The organism is Granulicella sp. L46 (assembly GCF_009765785.1).
Classification (GTDB): Bacteria; Acidobacteriota; Terriglobia; order Terriglobales; family Acidobacteriaceae; genus Granulicella.
This window is the reverse complement of sequence record NZ_LMUT01000012.1, coordinates 799,380-814,249: the sequence shown is the minus strand read 5'-3', so window position 1 is coordinate 814,249 and position 14,870 is coordinate 799,380. Positions and strand designations below refer to the sequence as shown.

The window sequence follows — 14,870 nt, the reverse complement described above, 5'->3', positions numbered from 1 at the left end:
GAACCCGAAAGAACGTAGCCGGGGTGGGCAGGGTGGCGGGGCCTTCGGCTGCGGTTGGCACAGGAATGTGCCAGCCTTCGCTCAGGATGACAGATTTGTGCTGAAGGAAGATTTTCTAGAGGCTGACGACGCGGGCTATGGCGAAGCCGTCGTAGCCCTTGCTGCCTACCGTTTGAACAGCGGTGGAAGAGATTCGGGGGTCGGCGGCTAGGATCTCGAAGAAGCGGCGGACGCCCTGAACGTTGGGGTCGGTGCTGGTGGGGTCGATGACTTCGCCGTCGCGGATGACGTTGTCGGCGAGGATCAGGGTGCCGGGGCGGGCGAGTTTGAGGGCCGCGGTGAGGTAGTCCGGATAGCCGTCTTTGTTGGCGTCGAGAAAGATGAGGTCGAACGGCTCGACGTGCTCGGCGTGGAGCTGGGCGAGGGAGTCGAGTGCGGGGCCGAGGCGGAGCTCTACGGCGTGGGCGAGGCCGGCGTGGGCGATGTTGGCTAGGGCGACTTTGGCGTGATGGGGGTCGAGCTCGAGTGTGATGAGTTTGCCGTCGGGCGGAAGCGCGCGGGCGAGGTTGATGGTGGAGTAGCCGCCGAGGGTTCCGATTTCGAGGATGCGGTAGGCGCGCTGCGTTTCGGCGAGGAGCTGCAGGAGCTTGCCCTGGCTGGGGGAGACGTCGATGGCCGGAAGATTGGCTGCGGCGTTCGCGGCTAGCGCGGCCTCAAGGATCGGGTCGGGCGGGATGAGGGTGTCGTTGAGATAGCGGTCGACGGAGGCCCATAGGGCTTCAGGTTTGGAGTTCGGCATCGCGGGAGAGTCTCGGGGTTTACAGGCTGAAGAGGAGGATCTTGAAGATGGTCATGATGGGAATGAAGGCGATCTGGATGATGTAAAAGCCGAAGAAAAAGAAGCCGAACATGAAGTAAAGGCTCATGCTCTGGTAGGTCTTGGCGGCGTTGAACGGAAGGTAGTGCATGAGGATCTTGCCGCCGTCGAGGAAAGGGAGCGGGACGAGATTGAAGACGAAGAGGAGGATGTTGACCAGGATGCAGAAGTAGAGGAAGAGGATAAGGGGGAAGATGCCGGGAAGGCCTTCGGTGCCCATACTCAAGTTGCGCATAGCCAGTTGGGAGGCGATGACCAACGAGTCGAAGGTGCCGGGCACGGTGTGGCGGACGATGATCAGGGCGATGAGTGCGATGACGGCGGCGAGAAGCTGGGCGGCTGGGCCGGCGAGGGTAGCAAGCATCTCGTCGCGCGACGGATTGCGGAAGTTCCGTGGAGTGAAGGTGATGGGCTTGCCCCAGCCGAGGATGAGGGGGCTGCGGAAGATGAAGAGGACGGGCCAGATGAGCATCCCGAGCAGGTCGAAGTGGCGGGCCGGGTTCATGGTGAGGCGGCCCATCATGCGTGCGGTGGGGTCGCCGAGGCGATTGGAGGCCCACGCCTGGGCGCAGTCGTGCAGAGAGATAGAGAGTACCAACACAACCAATTCAAAGATGATCAACGCGTACGTCAACGGCATGAAGATAGTTTACTGGAGTATTTTGTGCTTCCCTGGACGGTTGGGTAGGTATAGACTTCGTGGCATCAAGATCACTGCAGTAGTCTGGGTCGACCCTGCATGCAGGAAGTTCACCCAATGCAGGCGACTGCGGCGATCTAACGAAAGCGGAGACAGCCTAAGCTGTCTCCGCTTTTTGTTGCCGGCCTGGTTTTGCGGGCATCGTGTGCGAGTAGTGGGGAAGGTGGACTATTCGGGGTTGGGGATGGTGCCGCTGGTGGTGACGCCGGCGGTGATGACAGAGTTGTAGTTGGAGTTAGCGGTGCCGAAGCTGAAGCCTGCGCTGAACGCGGGGCTGGAGGACAGGAACGAACCGAGCGCAGTCGCCGCCGTGGTGCTGGTTCCACCGACGCCGACGATGAGGCCAGTGAGGCTTGCGTCGATTTCGTAGTTGAGGTTGTTTGCCGGGATGAGGTTCGTGCCGGCGAAGGTGGGGTTGGCAATGTTGGCCGTGCCGAGGGAGCGGATGAGGGCGCGGTGCTCGGACTCAACGCCAAGGATGGAGGCGGCGACTTTGGCGTAGAGGATCAGGTCTGCCTGGGTGTAATTGCTGCCGCTCATGGCGGGGTTAGCCTGTGTTGCGCTGAAGCCGTTGTAGCCAGCGGCCATGGAGGCGAACTCTTCGACGCGCGGTGGAAGGCGGGTTTATTCGATCGCGAAGACGGCGTTGACCGTGGCGGAGCGGGTGATGTGATCGGGGGAGATGGCTAGGGGTTGCCGGGAGCGCTTGTCTTCTGGGGCTGCGGCCATTGCGTACATGCGCGGGCCAATGCCGCTGACCACCGGGGTCTGGTTGCTGGCGTAGAGGAGGGTGCCGAGCTTCGCGCCGAGGCCCTGGGCCATGTGCTGGGCGATATCGCGGGCGCGATTGAGGGCCTTCTGAGCGGCTTCGGCTTGAAGAGCGTCGTCGCTCTTGAGTTGCCAGTCGATGCCGCCGCTATTGTTCGCGCCGTGGGTGATGGCTAGTTGCAGAACCTTCGCTGCCTGGTCGGCGGGAACGGTGACTTGCCAGCGCTGCGAGAACTGGAAGCGCATGCCTTCGACGTAGCGCGTCTTGTTCTGAAAATCTTCAGGATTGAGCGGCGTCAGGCTTTGCTCCTGACTCTGGATGGCGTCCTTCGCGATGCCCGAGGCGGTGATGGCGGAGACGATGGCGTTGGAGGTTTCGGTGGCGCTGGCGTAGGTCCCGTCCTGCTCGCCGCCGAAGGAGTTGAAGCCGATGGAGACGACAGCGGTGTCGGCAACGGCAGAGGCCTCAGCGGTTGCGGTGACGGAGATGGTCTTATTGTCCTTGCTGATCTGGATCTGCTGCGCGGCGAGGGGGAGGGCGGCGAGGCAGAGGGCGGCGACGATGGAGAGGCGGGGGAGGCTCATGGCTATTCTTCCTTGGCTTCCAGCAGGTCGGCGAGGGTTTCCTTGTGTTTAGGACGAGCGGTGATCTTGTCCTTGATGGTGGGGAGGGGGTGCGAGGGCGGGGGCGTTCCCAGGCGTTCGCGGGCGTTGGCCTTCACAGCTTTGGTCGCGGAGAACACTTCTTTCTTTGCCTTGGACTTGGGCATGCGTGCTGGACCTCCTTCGTGATGTACAGCGTACTCCTGATGGACGTTGCATATACAGATTCAGGGGCGAAAAAAAATGAAGGCGGCGCGGAGAGCCAATACGTTCTGGCGTCGCTCCGGAAGGGAGGCAAAGGCGTATTCTTGAACCTGGTTGAACGCTCGGGTCTCTGACTAGACCTGGAATTTGAGGGTAACGATGGAAGAGCGCGACTTCTTCGAGGAAGTAACGGAACAGAAGAGGCACACGATGGTCTGTCCGCATTGCGGGCAGCCGGGTGAGTATGAGCTGAGCTGGCTGGTGCGGCGCAAGCGGGCACAGGTGCCGCGCGGGGCCGATGAGCTGGATCGGGCAAAGTTCGCCAAGGCGCGCAGTTACATGGTGCGGCGAGATGACCTGGTGGGCTGTAAGAACATTCGCTGTCGCAAGCGGTTTGAGGTGGTCGGGATCCAGTCCGTCGCTGATTTGCAGGAGGCGGCTGTGGGAACAGCGGAGAATCGTGCAGAGCGGATTCGGGCTGCGTTTGGGCGACGGACGCTGGGCTGACGGCTGGGTTCAGTTGAACGCTGGGTTGGCGGGGCGCGGCTGTTTCGCTCCGGGCAGCGGTTTGTGATTTAATGCGAAGAGTCGCAGGAGGAAGCGCAATGAGCAACAAGTTGATCCCGGTGGAAGAGCGGCACCTTACGCCGGAGCAGGTGGACGTGATCGATCGCCGCCGGCGTCGCGGGCAACTGTTGTTGGTGATTGGATTTCAAACGCTGATTATCGGCACGATTATCACACTGTGGAGCGGCCAAGATTTTACGTATTCGCCGGGCTGGATTCACCCGTTGGGGTATTGGGATGCATTTCTCTTCCTGGTATCCTTCACCTGCATTGTGAGCGGGATTCAACTGCGGCGCGGGCTGAACGAGTTCTTCAGCTACTAAGGATTTCTGGATTACGTGAACGGCGAGCTGCGGCTCGCCGTTTTCATTTGCGGCGATGGGCGTCACGGCAAACGGTGCGGCGGGTCTGCTATTGTGGCCTCGCCGAGAGGTATGGAGGCAGGCGTGATTGCTGTGGCGTTCGATGAGTTAAAAGTAAGCATGAGTTTGGCGGAGCCCGCCGCGTTTCCTGTAGCCGAGAAGGTGTTGCTGGCGGCTGTGATCGTCGCGTCGCTGGGAGTGTTTGCGTGGCGGCTGTCGCCGATTGCGCGGAATGTTTTGCGCTCGAAGAAGGACACGGACTTTTCGCTGCGGCCAGTGGGCGCTCGGGTTTGGAAGTTCTTTTGGGAGGTGCTCTGCCAGGCCAAGGTGATTGAGCAACGGCCGCTGCCGGGCTTGGCGCATGCGTTTGTGTTCTGGGGGTTCCTGGCGTTCGCGCTGGTGACGCTGAATCATATCGCGGTGGGGTTTGGGCATGGGTTTCTACAGTACGCGGGGTGGTTTGGGACGTTCTATGTGATGTTTGCGGCCGTGTGGGCGTTGCTGGTTGCAGTGAGTATTGCCGGACTGTTTATCCGTCGATTTGTAGTACGGCCGCGGTGGTTGGGGGCGGAGGTTTCGGTGGAGTCGGGCGTGATAGCGGGGCTAATCTTCCTGCTGATGGCGACGTACCTGGCGGCGCTGTTTGTGGACGACGGCGGTGGGGCCGCGTTGGGGTTGTGGTGGGTGCACACACTGGTGCTGCTGGTGTTTCTGCCGATTATTCCGGGGACCAAGCATTTGCATTTGGTGTTGAGTCCGCTGACTGTGTTCTTGAAGCGACCGGAGTTTTCGCAGCTTCCGAAGCTGGAGGGGGATGATGACTTCGGGCTGGTCGCGGGGAAGGACCTGACACAGTTGATTGCGCTGCAGGCGTATAGCTGCGTGGAGTGCGGGCGGTGCACGGAACACTGCCCGGCGTCGACGACAGGGAAGGTGCTGAACCCGAAAGAGATTGTGCTGGGGGTGAGGTCCTATCTAAATACGGAGGGTCCGGGCAGCGAGGTGGCGTTGCTGGACGGCGCGCAACCAGCGCTGTCCATGGAGGCCGCGTTTGAGTGCACGACGTGTGGGGCGTGTGAGTTTCAGTGTCCGGTGGGCGTGCAGCATTTGCCGGTGCTGATCGGCCTGCGGCGCGGTGCGGTGAATACCGGGGCGTGGGAAGACAAGTATGGGACGAAGCTTTTTCTGGCGCTCGAGAAGCAGGGGAACTCGCTGGGTATGAGTTCGACCGAGCGCGACAAGTTTATTGCGAAACAGGAGTTTCCAATCTTTGACGGCTCGCAGGAATACTGCCTGTGGCTGGGGTGCATGGGGAGTTATGACCCGAAGGGGCGCGAGATCGTGTCGGACTTTGCGCGCGTGATGCGGGCGCTGGGGACGCAGTTTGGCGTGCTGAAGAAGGAGAAGTGTACGGGGGATCCGGCGCGGCGGCTGGGCAATGATCTGTTGTTCGGGGATCTCGCGGAGCAGGGGCTGAAGGCGTTTGCAATGGCGGGCGTAAAAAAGATTGTGACGATCTGTCCGCACTGCGTGAGGACGATGGCGACAGACTGGCTGGAGTATGGCGTCGCGCCCGAGATTGAGCACCACTCGGAGTTCATGGCGCGGCATGCTCACCTGCTGCCGCAGCAGAAGGGCGAGAGCATTGTCTATCACGACCCATGCTATTTGGGACGATATCAAGACGTGTATGACGAGCCGCGCGCGGTGGTCGCGACCGCTGGCGAGTTAGTCGAAGCAGAGCGGCATCGCGAGCGGTCGTTCTGTTGCGGGGCCGGGGGTGGGCTGGCGTTCCTGGGCGAAGAAAGCGGTGAGCGCGTGAGCCATGTGCGAGCGAAGGAGCTGATCGCTACGGGCGCGCAGACGATTGGGACGGCTTGCCCGTTCTGCAACTCGATGTTCCGCGATGCGCTGGGAGCCGTGGGTGGAGAGGCGCCACCGCAGTTGCTGGATATTGCGCAACTGGCGGCGCGGGGGCTGGCAATGCAAACAAACGATCGGGATGGGAAGCCTGGCGAGAATTGAACGCGGGTCAAGACGAGGTTGTGCCGGGTGCGGTAGGCTGGCGATGATGGCTTGCGTCTGAATCATGTGGAGTTCGAGATGAAAATTGTGGTGGCGGTAAAGCAGGTTCCGGAGCGCGATGCGGTGGTGCGCGTGGCTGCGGATGGTCGCAGCGTGGATGAGAGCGATCTTGCGTGGACGATGAATGAGCCCGACGCGTACGCGCTCGAAGAGGCGCTGCAGTTGAAAGAGCGCGCGGGAGATGGCGAGGTCGTGGTGCTCTGCGCGGGGCCGGAGCGTGTGCAGAGTACGCTGCGCGAGGCGCTGGCCAAGGGTGCGGATCGCGCCGTGCATGTGGTGACGCCGGAGGATGGGGATAACGCCCTGATGTGCCGGGACACACTGGACGTGGCGCGGCTGCTCGCGGATGCGGTGAAGGGTGAGTCTCCGGACCTCGTGCTGACGGGCTTGCAGTCGGATGATTTGGGAGCAGGGCAGACGGGTGTGGTGATGGCGGAGCTGCTGGGAGTTCCGCATGCGACGCTGGTGTTGCATGTGGAGCTTGCGGGCGCGGGAATTAAGGTCAAGCGTGAGTTAGAAGACGGGTGGATGCAACATGTCGAGATGCCGTTGCCGGCGTTGCTGACGATTCAGTCAGGCGGCAACCGTCTGCGCTACGCGACGCTGATGGGGATCAAGAAGGCGCGGCAGAAGGAGATGCGCGAGGCTCCGGCTGCGGCTGCGGCGAAGCGTGTAGATGAGGTGCTGAAGGTGTCGCCGCCTACGCGGGTGAAACAGACGGAGATGCTAACAGGATCGGCCGATGAGATTGCGGCGAAGCTGGTAGAGAAGTTGAGGTTCGAAGTGAAGGTGCTATGAGTACTGCGCGTACGGGTGCTACGCGCACGGCGAACTAACTTTGGACATGGAGAAATGGCTATGAGCAGCAATGTGTTGGTGGTGTTGGAGACCAAGGGTGCGGGCTGGCACCGGATGAGTTTTGAGGCGTTGGCCGCAGCGCAGAAGCTGAGCAATGAGCTTGGTATGTCATGCTCGGCTGTGGTGCTGGGTGAGGGCGCGGCGATCGCGCCGCTGGCTGCGGAGTTGGCGACGAAGAAGTTGAATGGTGTGTGGGCTGTGGGTGATTCGCTGCTGGCCGAGTACACGGCGGACGGCTGGGTTGCGGCGCTCCAACAGTTGATTGTGGAGACGAAGCCGAAGTTTGTGGTGCTGCCGCATACCTACCAGGTAAGAGATTTTGCGCCGGCGCTGGCAACGCGGATGGGCGAGGTGTTGATCGGCGATGTCACGGCGATCGAGGTTGCCGATGCGCAGAGTGGGCCGTTCTTCGTGCGGCAGTGGATGCAGGGAAAGTTGAATGCGGAATATCGCCACAGGAGTGAGGGCGGGGTGTGCTTTCTATCGGTGCAGGCGGGAAGTTTTCGCGCGGACGCGGTTGCGCCGGGCTCGGCTGAGGTGAAGACGTTTGCGCCGAAGCTGGATGCGGCGAAGATTCGGACCAAGCCGGGCGAGCCGTTTCGCGAGGCGGCGCAGACGGTCGATCTATCGACAGCCGCGGTCATTGTCAGCGTTGGCCGAGGGATTGGGGAGCAGGACAATCTGAAGCTGGTGGAAGATCTGGCGAGCGCTCTGGGGGCGGAGCTGGCGGCGTCGCGCCCGATCTGCGACGCGGGGTGGTTGCCCATGGAGCGGCAGGTGGGAAGCTCGGGGCAGACGGTTGCGCCGAAACTTTATCTGGCGGTGGGGATCTCCGGCGCCATTCAACACCTGGTGGGAATGAAGGGTGCGAAGACGGTGGTGGCGATCAACAAGGATGCCGACGCGCCCATCTTCGAGGTCGCGGATATTGGCGTGGTGGGTGATTTGTTTGAGGTAGTTCCCGCGATTACAAAGGCGATTCGCGGGTAGGGTCCGGCAGGGCAAGAATAAAAAGAGACCGGAACGGGTCGAATTGCGTCATACTGGAAGAGGTTGGCGCAGGCCGACTTTCTCCTGACCTGAACCCTTGACGAAACAAGCACAACGCGGAGCTGGTGAGCGGGCGCATCCTTTATGGCTGCGCGTGCTGACGTTTGCGTGCCTGCTGCTGGTCGTTGGCGCGAGTTCGGTCCAGGCGATTCATATCCATGGGCAGTGGCTTCCGCAGAACGCGATACACGCGGGATCGCTGCCGAACGGATCGCAGGGGCCGGGTGGTGAGGAGCATTGTCCGCTTTGCGTAGCGATGCACTCGGCGCTGCCGGTCGCGGCCCATACCAACACCCTGCTCATGACGCTGGTGGAGTGCAAGGTGGTGCAGGCGTTAAATCACGCGCCTGAGACGCAGTGGCACTACGCGATGTTCAGCAGGCCACCGCCCGTAGAAACTCTGTAACTGAAAGATGCGGAAGATTGCCGTGCCTACATGCGCGCGGTGCCGGGTTATAGACCGGGCAATCTTCTTTAGGAGTTCAGCAGTTGCGCCGTGAGGCCGCTGACGCTGGACCGGCCGTAGCCGCATAAAGGCTTCGGCGCCTTTGGTGCTAACAGACAGGAGTTTTGGAATGTATAGAGTTTTTTTGAACCGCTTCATCGGCGTGCTTGCGCTGAGTTGGATGATGATGTTCGGTGTAGGGGCCGCTGTAGGGCAGAGTACGTCGGGCAGCGTAAGTGGTACCGTGACCGACTCCACCGGGGCTGTGATTCCCGGGGCAACCGTGGTGATCTCGAATCCGGTGAGCGGGCTTTCGCGCACAGCGACGGCTGATTCGAGTGGAGCGTTCCAGTTCTTCAATCTCCCCTTCAATCCATATCACTTAGTGGTGAGTGAAGCTGGCTTCCAGCCTGCCAGCAAGCAGATCGCCGTGAATTCGAACGTGCTGGTGACGGTTGCTTTCGCGTTGCAAGTTGCAACCTCGTCGCAGAGTGTGACGGTCGAGGCGTCCGATGACATGGTTGAGAATGACCCGACGTTCCACACGGATATCGATCGGGCGGCATTCCAAAAGCTGCCGCTGGAGAGCAATTCGTCGTCACTGAGTTCGCTGGTAACGCTGGCTTCGCCGGGCGTCGCGGCGGATTCGAACGGGCTGTTCCATGGGCTTGGCGATCATGCATCGAACTCGTTCTCGATCGATGGACAACCCATCACGGATCAGCAGAGCAAAGTTTTCTCGAATCAGCTTCCGTCCAACTCTGTGCAATCGCTCGAGGTCATCTCTGGTGCGCCGCCGGCTGAGTATGGCGGAAAGACCAGCCTGGTGATTGATGTGACAACACGTTCGGGCATGGGGGTGACTACGCCGACCGGATCGGTATCGACATCGTACGGGAGCTTTGGGTCGTCGACAGGTTCGTTTGATATCAGCTATGGCGGCAAAAGCTGGGGCAACTTCTTCGAGATCGATGGACTGGATACAGGGCGCTTCCTCGATCCGCCGGAGTTCAAGGTGTTCCATGACAAGGGCAACGAGTTCAATTTCTTCGATCGCGCGGATCGGCAGTTATCCGCACGGAGCACCGCTCATCTGAATTTGAATGTAAGCCGTTCGTGGTTTCAAACACCAAACTCTCTGGACAATCTGAACGTTCAGAATGTGGCGAACACTGGCGCCGTGAATGGTGGGACATCTGCAGATCCGCTGTTCGTCAATGTGGGCAATACCGATCAGCGTTCCAAGATTGTCACGTTCGACATTGCACCGTCGTACACGCTTACGCTGAATCAGAACTCGGTGTTCAACATTGGCGGCTACGTGCGCCGCGATGCGTACAACTACTATGCGAGCGATAATCCGCTGGCGGACCTGGGTCCGGTAACGCTGCAAAACCAGAGCATCTCGCAGTCGCGATCGCTGACGAATGCCGGTGTCCATGCGGATATCTCGTACGTGAAAGGAATTAACAATATCAAGTTGGGAGGTGTTTATTCGCAGACATTCCTGCGTGAGAATGACACGCTGGGGATCGTGAATAACACGTTCAATTCTCCATGTATGGATGTGTTAGGGAATCCATTGCCCGGGTATGCGAGCCAGAATCAGTGTCCCTCCGGCACGTCCCTGCCCAATGGAAATTATCTGTCTGTGCTGGCGCCGTACGATCTGACACGCGGTGGAAGTCTTTACAACTTTGATGGTCACACCGATGTGAAGGAGCTCGGGCTTTATCTGGAGGACCAGATTGCGGTCAAGAACTGGCTGCTCAATCTGGGCATCCGTGGCGATCTTTACAATGGGCTCGCGATTGCTCGGCAGGCGGAGCCGCGGGTTGGCATCTCGTATAACGTGAAAAAGACGGCGACGATTCTTCGCCTCTCCTACGCGCGGACGCTGGAGTCGCCATTCAACGAGAACCTCGTGCTGTCGAGCCAAGGCTGCGCCAATGCTGTGCTGTCGCCGCTGCTGGCATGCCAGACGACGGTGGGCAACACGCTGGAGCCCGGCTTCCGCAACGAGTTTCATGCGGGCTTTCAGCAGGCTGCCGGCAAGCACCTCGTGTTCTCTGGCGAGTACATCTGGAAGTACACGCACAACGCCTTCGACTTCAGCGTGCTCGGCAATACACCGATCACCTTCCCGATCGACTGGCACAATTCCAAGATCCCGGGGTACATGCTGCATGCCGATGTGCCGGTTACGCACGGCTTCTCGGCATTTTGGGTGGCATCTTCGGTGGCCGCGCGCTTCTATGGGCCGCAGGTTGCAGGCGCTGGAGCGACGAGCGGGGTTGCGCCGGGAGACGTGAATTATCCATTCCGGATTGACCACGACGAGAAGTTCAACCAGACGACTCATTTCCAGTATCAGCTTCCTGGGGCGCGCAGCCCGTGGGTCAGCTTCAACTGGCGTTACGATAGCGGCCTGGTGGCGGGTTCGGCTCCCTGCTACAACGTGACCGATCCTAACGGGGCGTGCCCAAACAGCTCGTTTGCGCCTGATGGGACGCCCGCTACGCTGAATGGTCAGCCGGCTGTGCTGCTGGTTGACAACGGCATATCGGGTTCGCCGAATCCGGTAACGGGAGCGGCGGTATATTTGCCGTTCACTCCCGACCAGGAGTTTCAGGCAGGACTTAGCTGCGATGGTGTGAAGGCGAACGGAACCAACCAGATCGGCGAGCTGGTTCCGGGAACGAACTACTATGCGTGCGAGGCCTCGCAGCTTACCTCAACGCTGATCAGTATTCCTGCACCAGGTACAGGCAGCAACGACCACAACCCACCGCGCATTGCGCCGCGCAATCTCTTCGATGTGTCGGTTGGGCAGGACAACCTGTTCAAGGGCACGCGGTACAAGTGGAGCGCGATGCTGACAGCCGTCAACATCACGAATAAGTATGCGCTGTATAACTTCCTCTCGACCTTCAGCGGAACACACTATGTGACACCGCGTTCGTTGACGGCGGAGGTGGCGTTCCATTTCTAGACGAAGGTGAAAGACTAGACGACAGCGCTCGCCTGAAATGAGGCGGGCGTTGTTGTTTATGCGGGAGACTCCCGTAGCATGAAGGTACATGCCTCTACGCCTATCGAAGTCGACGCTGGTGCTGCTGGCCTTTGGAAGCGTGTACCTGTTTTGGGGATCGACCTATGGAGCGATTCATATAGCGGGCGAGCATCTGCCGGTGGCCGTCGTTTCGGCGACACGGTCGCTGATCTCGGCGACGCTGATTCTGCTGATCTGCTTGTTGAGCGGCAAAAGTTTGCGGGTGCCGAAGGGTGAGGGATGGAAGCTGGTGGTGGTCGGGCTGCTGTTCATGTCGTGCAATAACATGCTGCTGACGTGGGGAGAGAAGCTGGTGCCGTCGGGGTTTGCGTCGCTGATTGTGTCGACGATGCCGATCATGATTGCGCTGATCGAGATGGTCCTGCCGGGTGGGGACGCTCTGAATAAACGCGGGTGGGCTGGGACGCTGCTCGGCACACTGGGGATTGCAGTGCTGATGTGGCCGTCGCTGCACGCGCGCGTGGCGCATGCGGATGGCGGCTCGCAGACGTTGCTGGGAGTGTGGGTGCTGCTGGGTGCGGCGCTGGCGTTCGCGATTGGCTCCATCCTCTCGCGGCGATTCCACTTTACCGCAGACACGTTTGTTGCGACTGGGTGGCAGGTTGGCGTGGCTGGAGTCTTTAACGCGGTGCTGGGGGCGGTGACCGGCGGATGGCATCGTGCGGTGTGGACGTGGCCGGGGTCTGGGGCGATTCTGTATCTCGCAATCTTTGGATCGATCTTTGGGCTGGTCGCATTTACGTACCTACTGCAGAATGTCTCGGTGACGAAGGTGTCGACGTATGCGTTTGTGAACCCGGTGATTGCGGTACTGCTAGGGGTGCTGCTGCTGCATGAGCGGCTGGTGAAGACGGAGATTGCGGGGATGGCCGTGATTGTCTGCGCGGTAGCGATGGTGGTGTATAGCCGCGTGGATCGCGGTAAGCGTGAGATCGTGGGCATGGCAGGCGACGCGGTCGAGTAGCGGATGCCGTTGAGCCGCCCGGGCTCAGAGGCTCTGCTGTGTGCGCTTACTTACGCTTCCAGCGGACGCCTTCTTTGGAGTCTTCGAGAAGGATACCCTTTTCCAACAGCTCGTTGCGGATTGCGTCGGCGCGTGCGAAGTTGCGCTGCTGCTTGGCCTGGGTGCGCTCGGCGACAAGGGCGTCGATGCCGGCGTCGGTGAGGCTTCCGGTGCCGAAGGTTTCGAGCACCTCGGGGGAGACGTCGGCCATGCGGCCTTCAGCTTCGGCCCAGGTGAGGGCGGCGCGAGTGAGCTCCGCATCGCGGTCTTCGAGGACGGCGAAGATGGAGTCGAACTTGTTGAGTAGGGCGAGAGTCTCTTCGGCGTCGAAGCGGGTGAGGCGGGACTGATCGGCGGCAGTGTTGACGGCGCGAAGAACGTCGAAGATGGCGGCGCGGGCCTCGGCGGTGTTGAGATCGTTGTTGAGCGCGGCGGTGAAGTCGAGATCGCCTTTGCGGATTAGGCTGGTCAACGAGTCGTCGGTGGGCGGCGTGTCCGGCCAAGTGCTCTTGCGGATACGGTCGTTAAAGGTTCGCAGACGATCGACGGCATTGGTGGATTCGATGAGGCCGTCGAAGGTGAAGTTTAGTTGGTGGCGATAGGGCACGCTGAGCAGCAGGAAGCGGATGGCCGAGGCGCGGTAGCCCTTGAGCAGAAGGTCGCGGAGGGTGAAGAAGTTGCCCTCGGACTTGGACATCTTCTTGCCTTCAACGAGCAGGAAGCGAACGTGGAACCAGTGGCGTGCGAAGGGTTCGTGGGTGGCGGCCTCAGATTGAGCAATCTCATTTTCGTGGTGCGGGAACATGAGGTCTTCGCCGCCGGCGTGGAGGTCGAAGGAGTTGCCGAGATATTTCATCGCCATGGCGGAGCACTCGATGTGCCAGCCGGGGCGGCCGGGGCCGAGGGGCGTTTCCCAGGAAGTCTCGCCGGGCTTGGTGGCTTTCCAGAGAGCGAAATCGCGGGCCGAGTCTTTTTCGTACTCGTCGAGATCCACGCGCGCGCCGTCCTCGATGCCTTCGAGGTCCTTGCCGGAGAGCTTGCCGTAGCCGGGGAAGCGGGCGATGCGGAAGTACCAACTGCCGTCCTCGGCCTTGTACGCAATATCTTCAGACGCAAGGCGCTCGATGAGCGAGACCATGCCGGGGATGTTCTCGGTGGCGCGGGCGATGTCTTCGGGTTGTTCGATATTGAGGGCGTCCATGTCCTCGAAAAAGGCGCGCTCGAAGCGGGCGCTGTATTCACCGATGGGCTTCCCGGCAGCGGAGGCGTTGCGGATGATCTTGTCGTCGACATCGGTGATGTTCATGACGTGGTGCAGAGCGAGTCCGTTGAGGCGGGCCGCGCGGCGCAATACGTCGACATGCAGGAAGGTGCGGAAGTTCCCTATGTGGCCGTAGTCATAGACGGTTGGGCCGCAGCAATAGAAGCGCAGGGCGTGGCCGTCGGAGGCGAAGAGAGGCTCGTTTTTTCCGGAGAGGGTATTGAAGAGTTCGAGGGGCAAGGTTACGGATTCTTTCGTGGAGAGTCGTCACTCTTGATTGTAGATGGAGGCGTGGAAATCGTCCGCGAAAGTACCTGCTGATGCAGTTCGTCGATGTCGGAGACGCCGCGAATGACGGCGGAGTTCTCCGACTCGTAGAAGTGGAGATCGCCGAGGATGCTGCCGATTCGAGTAATCTGCTGGCTCAGTAGCTCCGAATATTGGTCCCGCTGAGCCGGGGTCAGCTGCGCGGGATCGAGGTGGGTGGTCCCGTCGGCCGCCTCGGTGTTAGAGAGGAAGCTCTCGACCTCATCGCTGGAGTGAAACCAGTCGAAGACGGCTTGTTGCAGGAAGTCGCGCTGGGCGTAGAGCTCTTCGTAGATGGAGGCTTGTTCGCGCGGCAGGAGATCGAGCTGGGAGCTGTCACGGGCGGAGGCCCAGGCGCCGGCGCTGGGCAGAAAGGGATCTCCGCCGGCACGCGCTGGCAGTTGGGGGAGGGATGCAGGGTCGGCCCCGCGGTGCAGCGCGTCGATATTGCTGCGCAGGGCGACGAAATAGTTGCTCTCACGCTGAAGCACGTCTATATCGTGGGCTAGGATCTGCTCGTTGCGTTCGGCTTCGGCGTGGAGATCGTGCTGAAGAACGTGGCGCTGATGCAGGCGGTGCATTACCCCCACGGTGTGCTCAAGGCCGAGAGCGATCAGCAGCCCCGCCGTGATGGTGCCGAGGTGGACCCAGAAGTCCCTCCATCTGAGCAGGGGGTGCTGGGGGGGATGCACATCCATAAGCTATCGT

The 14,870-nt window shown here is 60.7% G+C and carries 15 protein-coding genes; 8 read left to right on the top strand and 7 right to left on the bottom strand.

The annotated features are described in order from the left end of the window. Positions 1-115: 115 nt before the first annotated feature. From GSQ80_RS12805 to GSQ80_RS12785, 5 genes are all read right to left on the bottom strand, one after another. Positions 116-799, bottom strand: a complete 684-nt coding sequence (locus GSQ80_RS12805) for an O-methyltransferase (RefSeq protein ID WP_158787998.1) — start codon at positions 797-799, stop codon at positions 116-118. A gap of 19 nt (positions 800-818) precedes the next feature. Further along, complete coding sequence (locus GSQ80_RS12800; protein ID WP_158787997.1) at positions 819-1,517, bottom strand: site-2 protease family protein; 699 nt, start codon at positions 1,515-1,517, stop codon at positions 819-821. 228 nt (positions 1,518-1,745) lie between these two features. After that, positions 1,746-2,165: a hypothetical protein gene (locus GSQ80_RS12795; protein WP_158787996.1), complete on the bottom strand. Its 420-nt coding sequence runs from the start codon at positions 2,163-2,165 to the stop codon at positions 1,746-1,748. A gap of 36 nt (positions 2,166-2,201) precedes the next feature. Then, a complete protein-coding gene (locus GSQ80_RS12790; protein ID WP_158787995.1) occupies positions 2,202-2,930 on the bottom strand; it encodes an SIMPL domain-containing protein in 729 nt (242 codons plus the stop codon). Positions 2,931-2,932: 2 nt separating this feature from the next. Then, a complete protein-coding gene (locus tag GSQ80_RS12785) occupies positions 2,933-3,115 on the bottom strand; it encodes a hypothetical protein (RefSeq protein WP_158787994.1) in 183 nt (60 codons plus the stop codon). A gap of 196 nt (positions 3,116-3,311) precedes the next feature. Between GSQ80_RS12785 and GSQ80_RS12780 the strand changes: the two genes are divergently transcribed. The 8 genes from GSQ80_RS12780 to GSQ80_RS12745 all read left to right on the top strand — a co-directional run bounded on the left by GSQ80_RS12780 (position 3,312) and on the right by GSQ80_RS12745 (position 12,556). Further along, positions 3,312-3,659: a hypothetical protein gene (locus tag GSQ80_RS12780; RefSeq protein ID WP_158787993.1), complete on the top strand. Its 348-nt coding sequence runs from the start codon at positions 3,312-3,314 to the stop codon at positions 3,657-3,659. A 98-nt stretch (positions 3,660-3,757) separates the two neighbouring features. Beyond that, the gene (locus GSQ80_RS12775; RefSeq protein ID WP_158787992.1) at positions 3,758-4,042 is read left to right on the top strand and encodes a hypothetical protein; all 285 of its coding nucleotides are present in this window, start codon (positions 3,758-3,760) and stop codon (positions 4,040-4,042) included. A gap of 123 nt (positions 4,043-4,165) precedes the next feature. Beyond that, positions 4,166-6,106 (top strand): (Fe-S)-binding protein, encoded by a 1,941-nt coding sequence (locus GSQ80_RS12770; protein ID WP_254059618.1) that lies wholly within the window; start codon positions 4,166-4,168, stop codon positions 6,104-6,106. A 78-nt stretch (positions 6,107-6,184) separates the two neighbouring features. Then, positions 6,185-6,964, top strand: a complete 780-nt coding sequence (locus GSQ80_RS12765; RefSeq protein WP_158787991.1) for an electron transfer flavoprotein subunit beta/FixA family protein — start codon at positions 6,185-6,187, stop codon at positions 6,962-6,964. A 60-nt stretch (positions 6,965-7,024) separates the two neighbouring features. After that, the gene (locus GSQ80_RS12760; protein ID WP_158787990.1) at positions 7,025-8,014 is read left to right on the top strand and encodes an electron transfer flavoprotein subunit alpha/FixB family protein; all 990 of its coding nucleotides are present in this window, start codon (positions 7,025-7,027) and stop codon (positions 8,012-8,014) included. A 97-nt stretch (positions 8,015-8,111) separates the two neighbouring features. After that, positions 8,112-8,480, top strand: a complete 369-nt coding sequence (locus tag GSQ80_RS12755) for a hypothetical protein (RefSeq protein ID WP_158787989.1) — start codon at positions 8,112-8,114, stop codon at positions 8,478-8,480. A 169-nt stretch (positions 8,481-8,649) separates the two neighbouring features. Continuing rightward, complete coding sequence (locus tag GSQ80_RS12750; protein WP_158787988.1) at positions 8,650-11,511, top strand: carboxypeptidase regulatory-like domain-containing protein; 2,862 nt, start codon at positions 8,650-8,652, stop codon at positions 11,509-11,511. Between the two features lie 88 nt (positions 11,512-11,599). After that, positions 11,600-12,556: a DMT family transporter gene (locus GSQ80_RS12745; RefSeq protein WP_158787987.1), complete on the top strand. Its 957-nt coding sequence runs from the start codon at positions 11,600-11,602 to the stop codon at positions 12,554-12,556. Positions 12,557-12,602: 46 nt separating this feature from the next. Here GSQ80_RS12745 and cysS read toward each other — a convergent pair whose 3' ends face one another. Both cysS and GSQ80_RS12735 read right to left on the bottom strand, forming a co-directional pair. Then, the gene (cysS, locus tag GSQ80_RS12740) at positions 12,603-14,096 is read right to left on the bottom strand and encodes a cysteine--tRNA ligase (protein ID WP_158787986.1); all 1,494 of its coding nucleotides are present in this window, start codon (positions 14,094-14,096) and stop codon (positions 12,603-12,605) included. A gap of 2 nt (positions 14,097-14,098) precedes the next feature. Then, positions 14,099-14,860 carry a hypothetical protein gene (locus GSQ80_RS12735; RefSeq protein WP_158787985.1) on the bottom strand — a complete coding sequence of 254 codons (762 nt, stop codon included), beginning with the start codon at positions 14,858-14,860 and terminating at the stop codon, positions 14,099-14,101. Positions 14,861-14,870 lie beyond the last annotated feature (10 nt).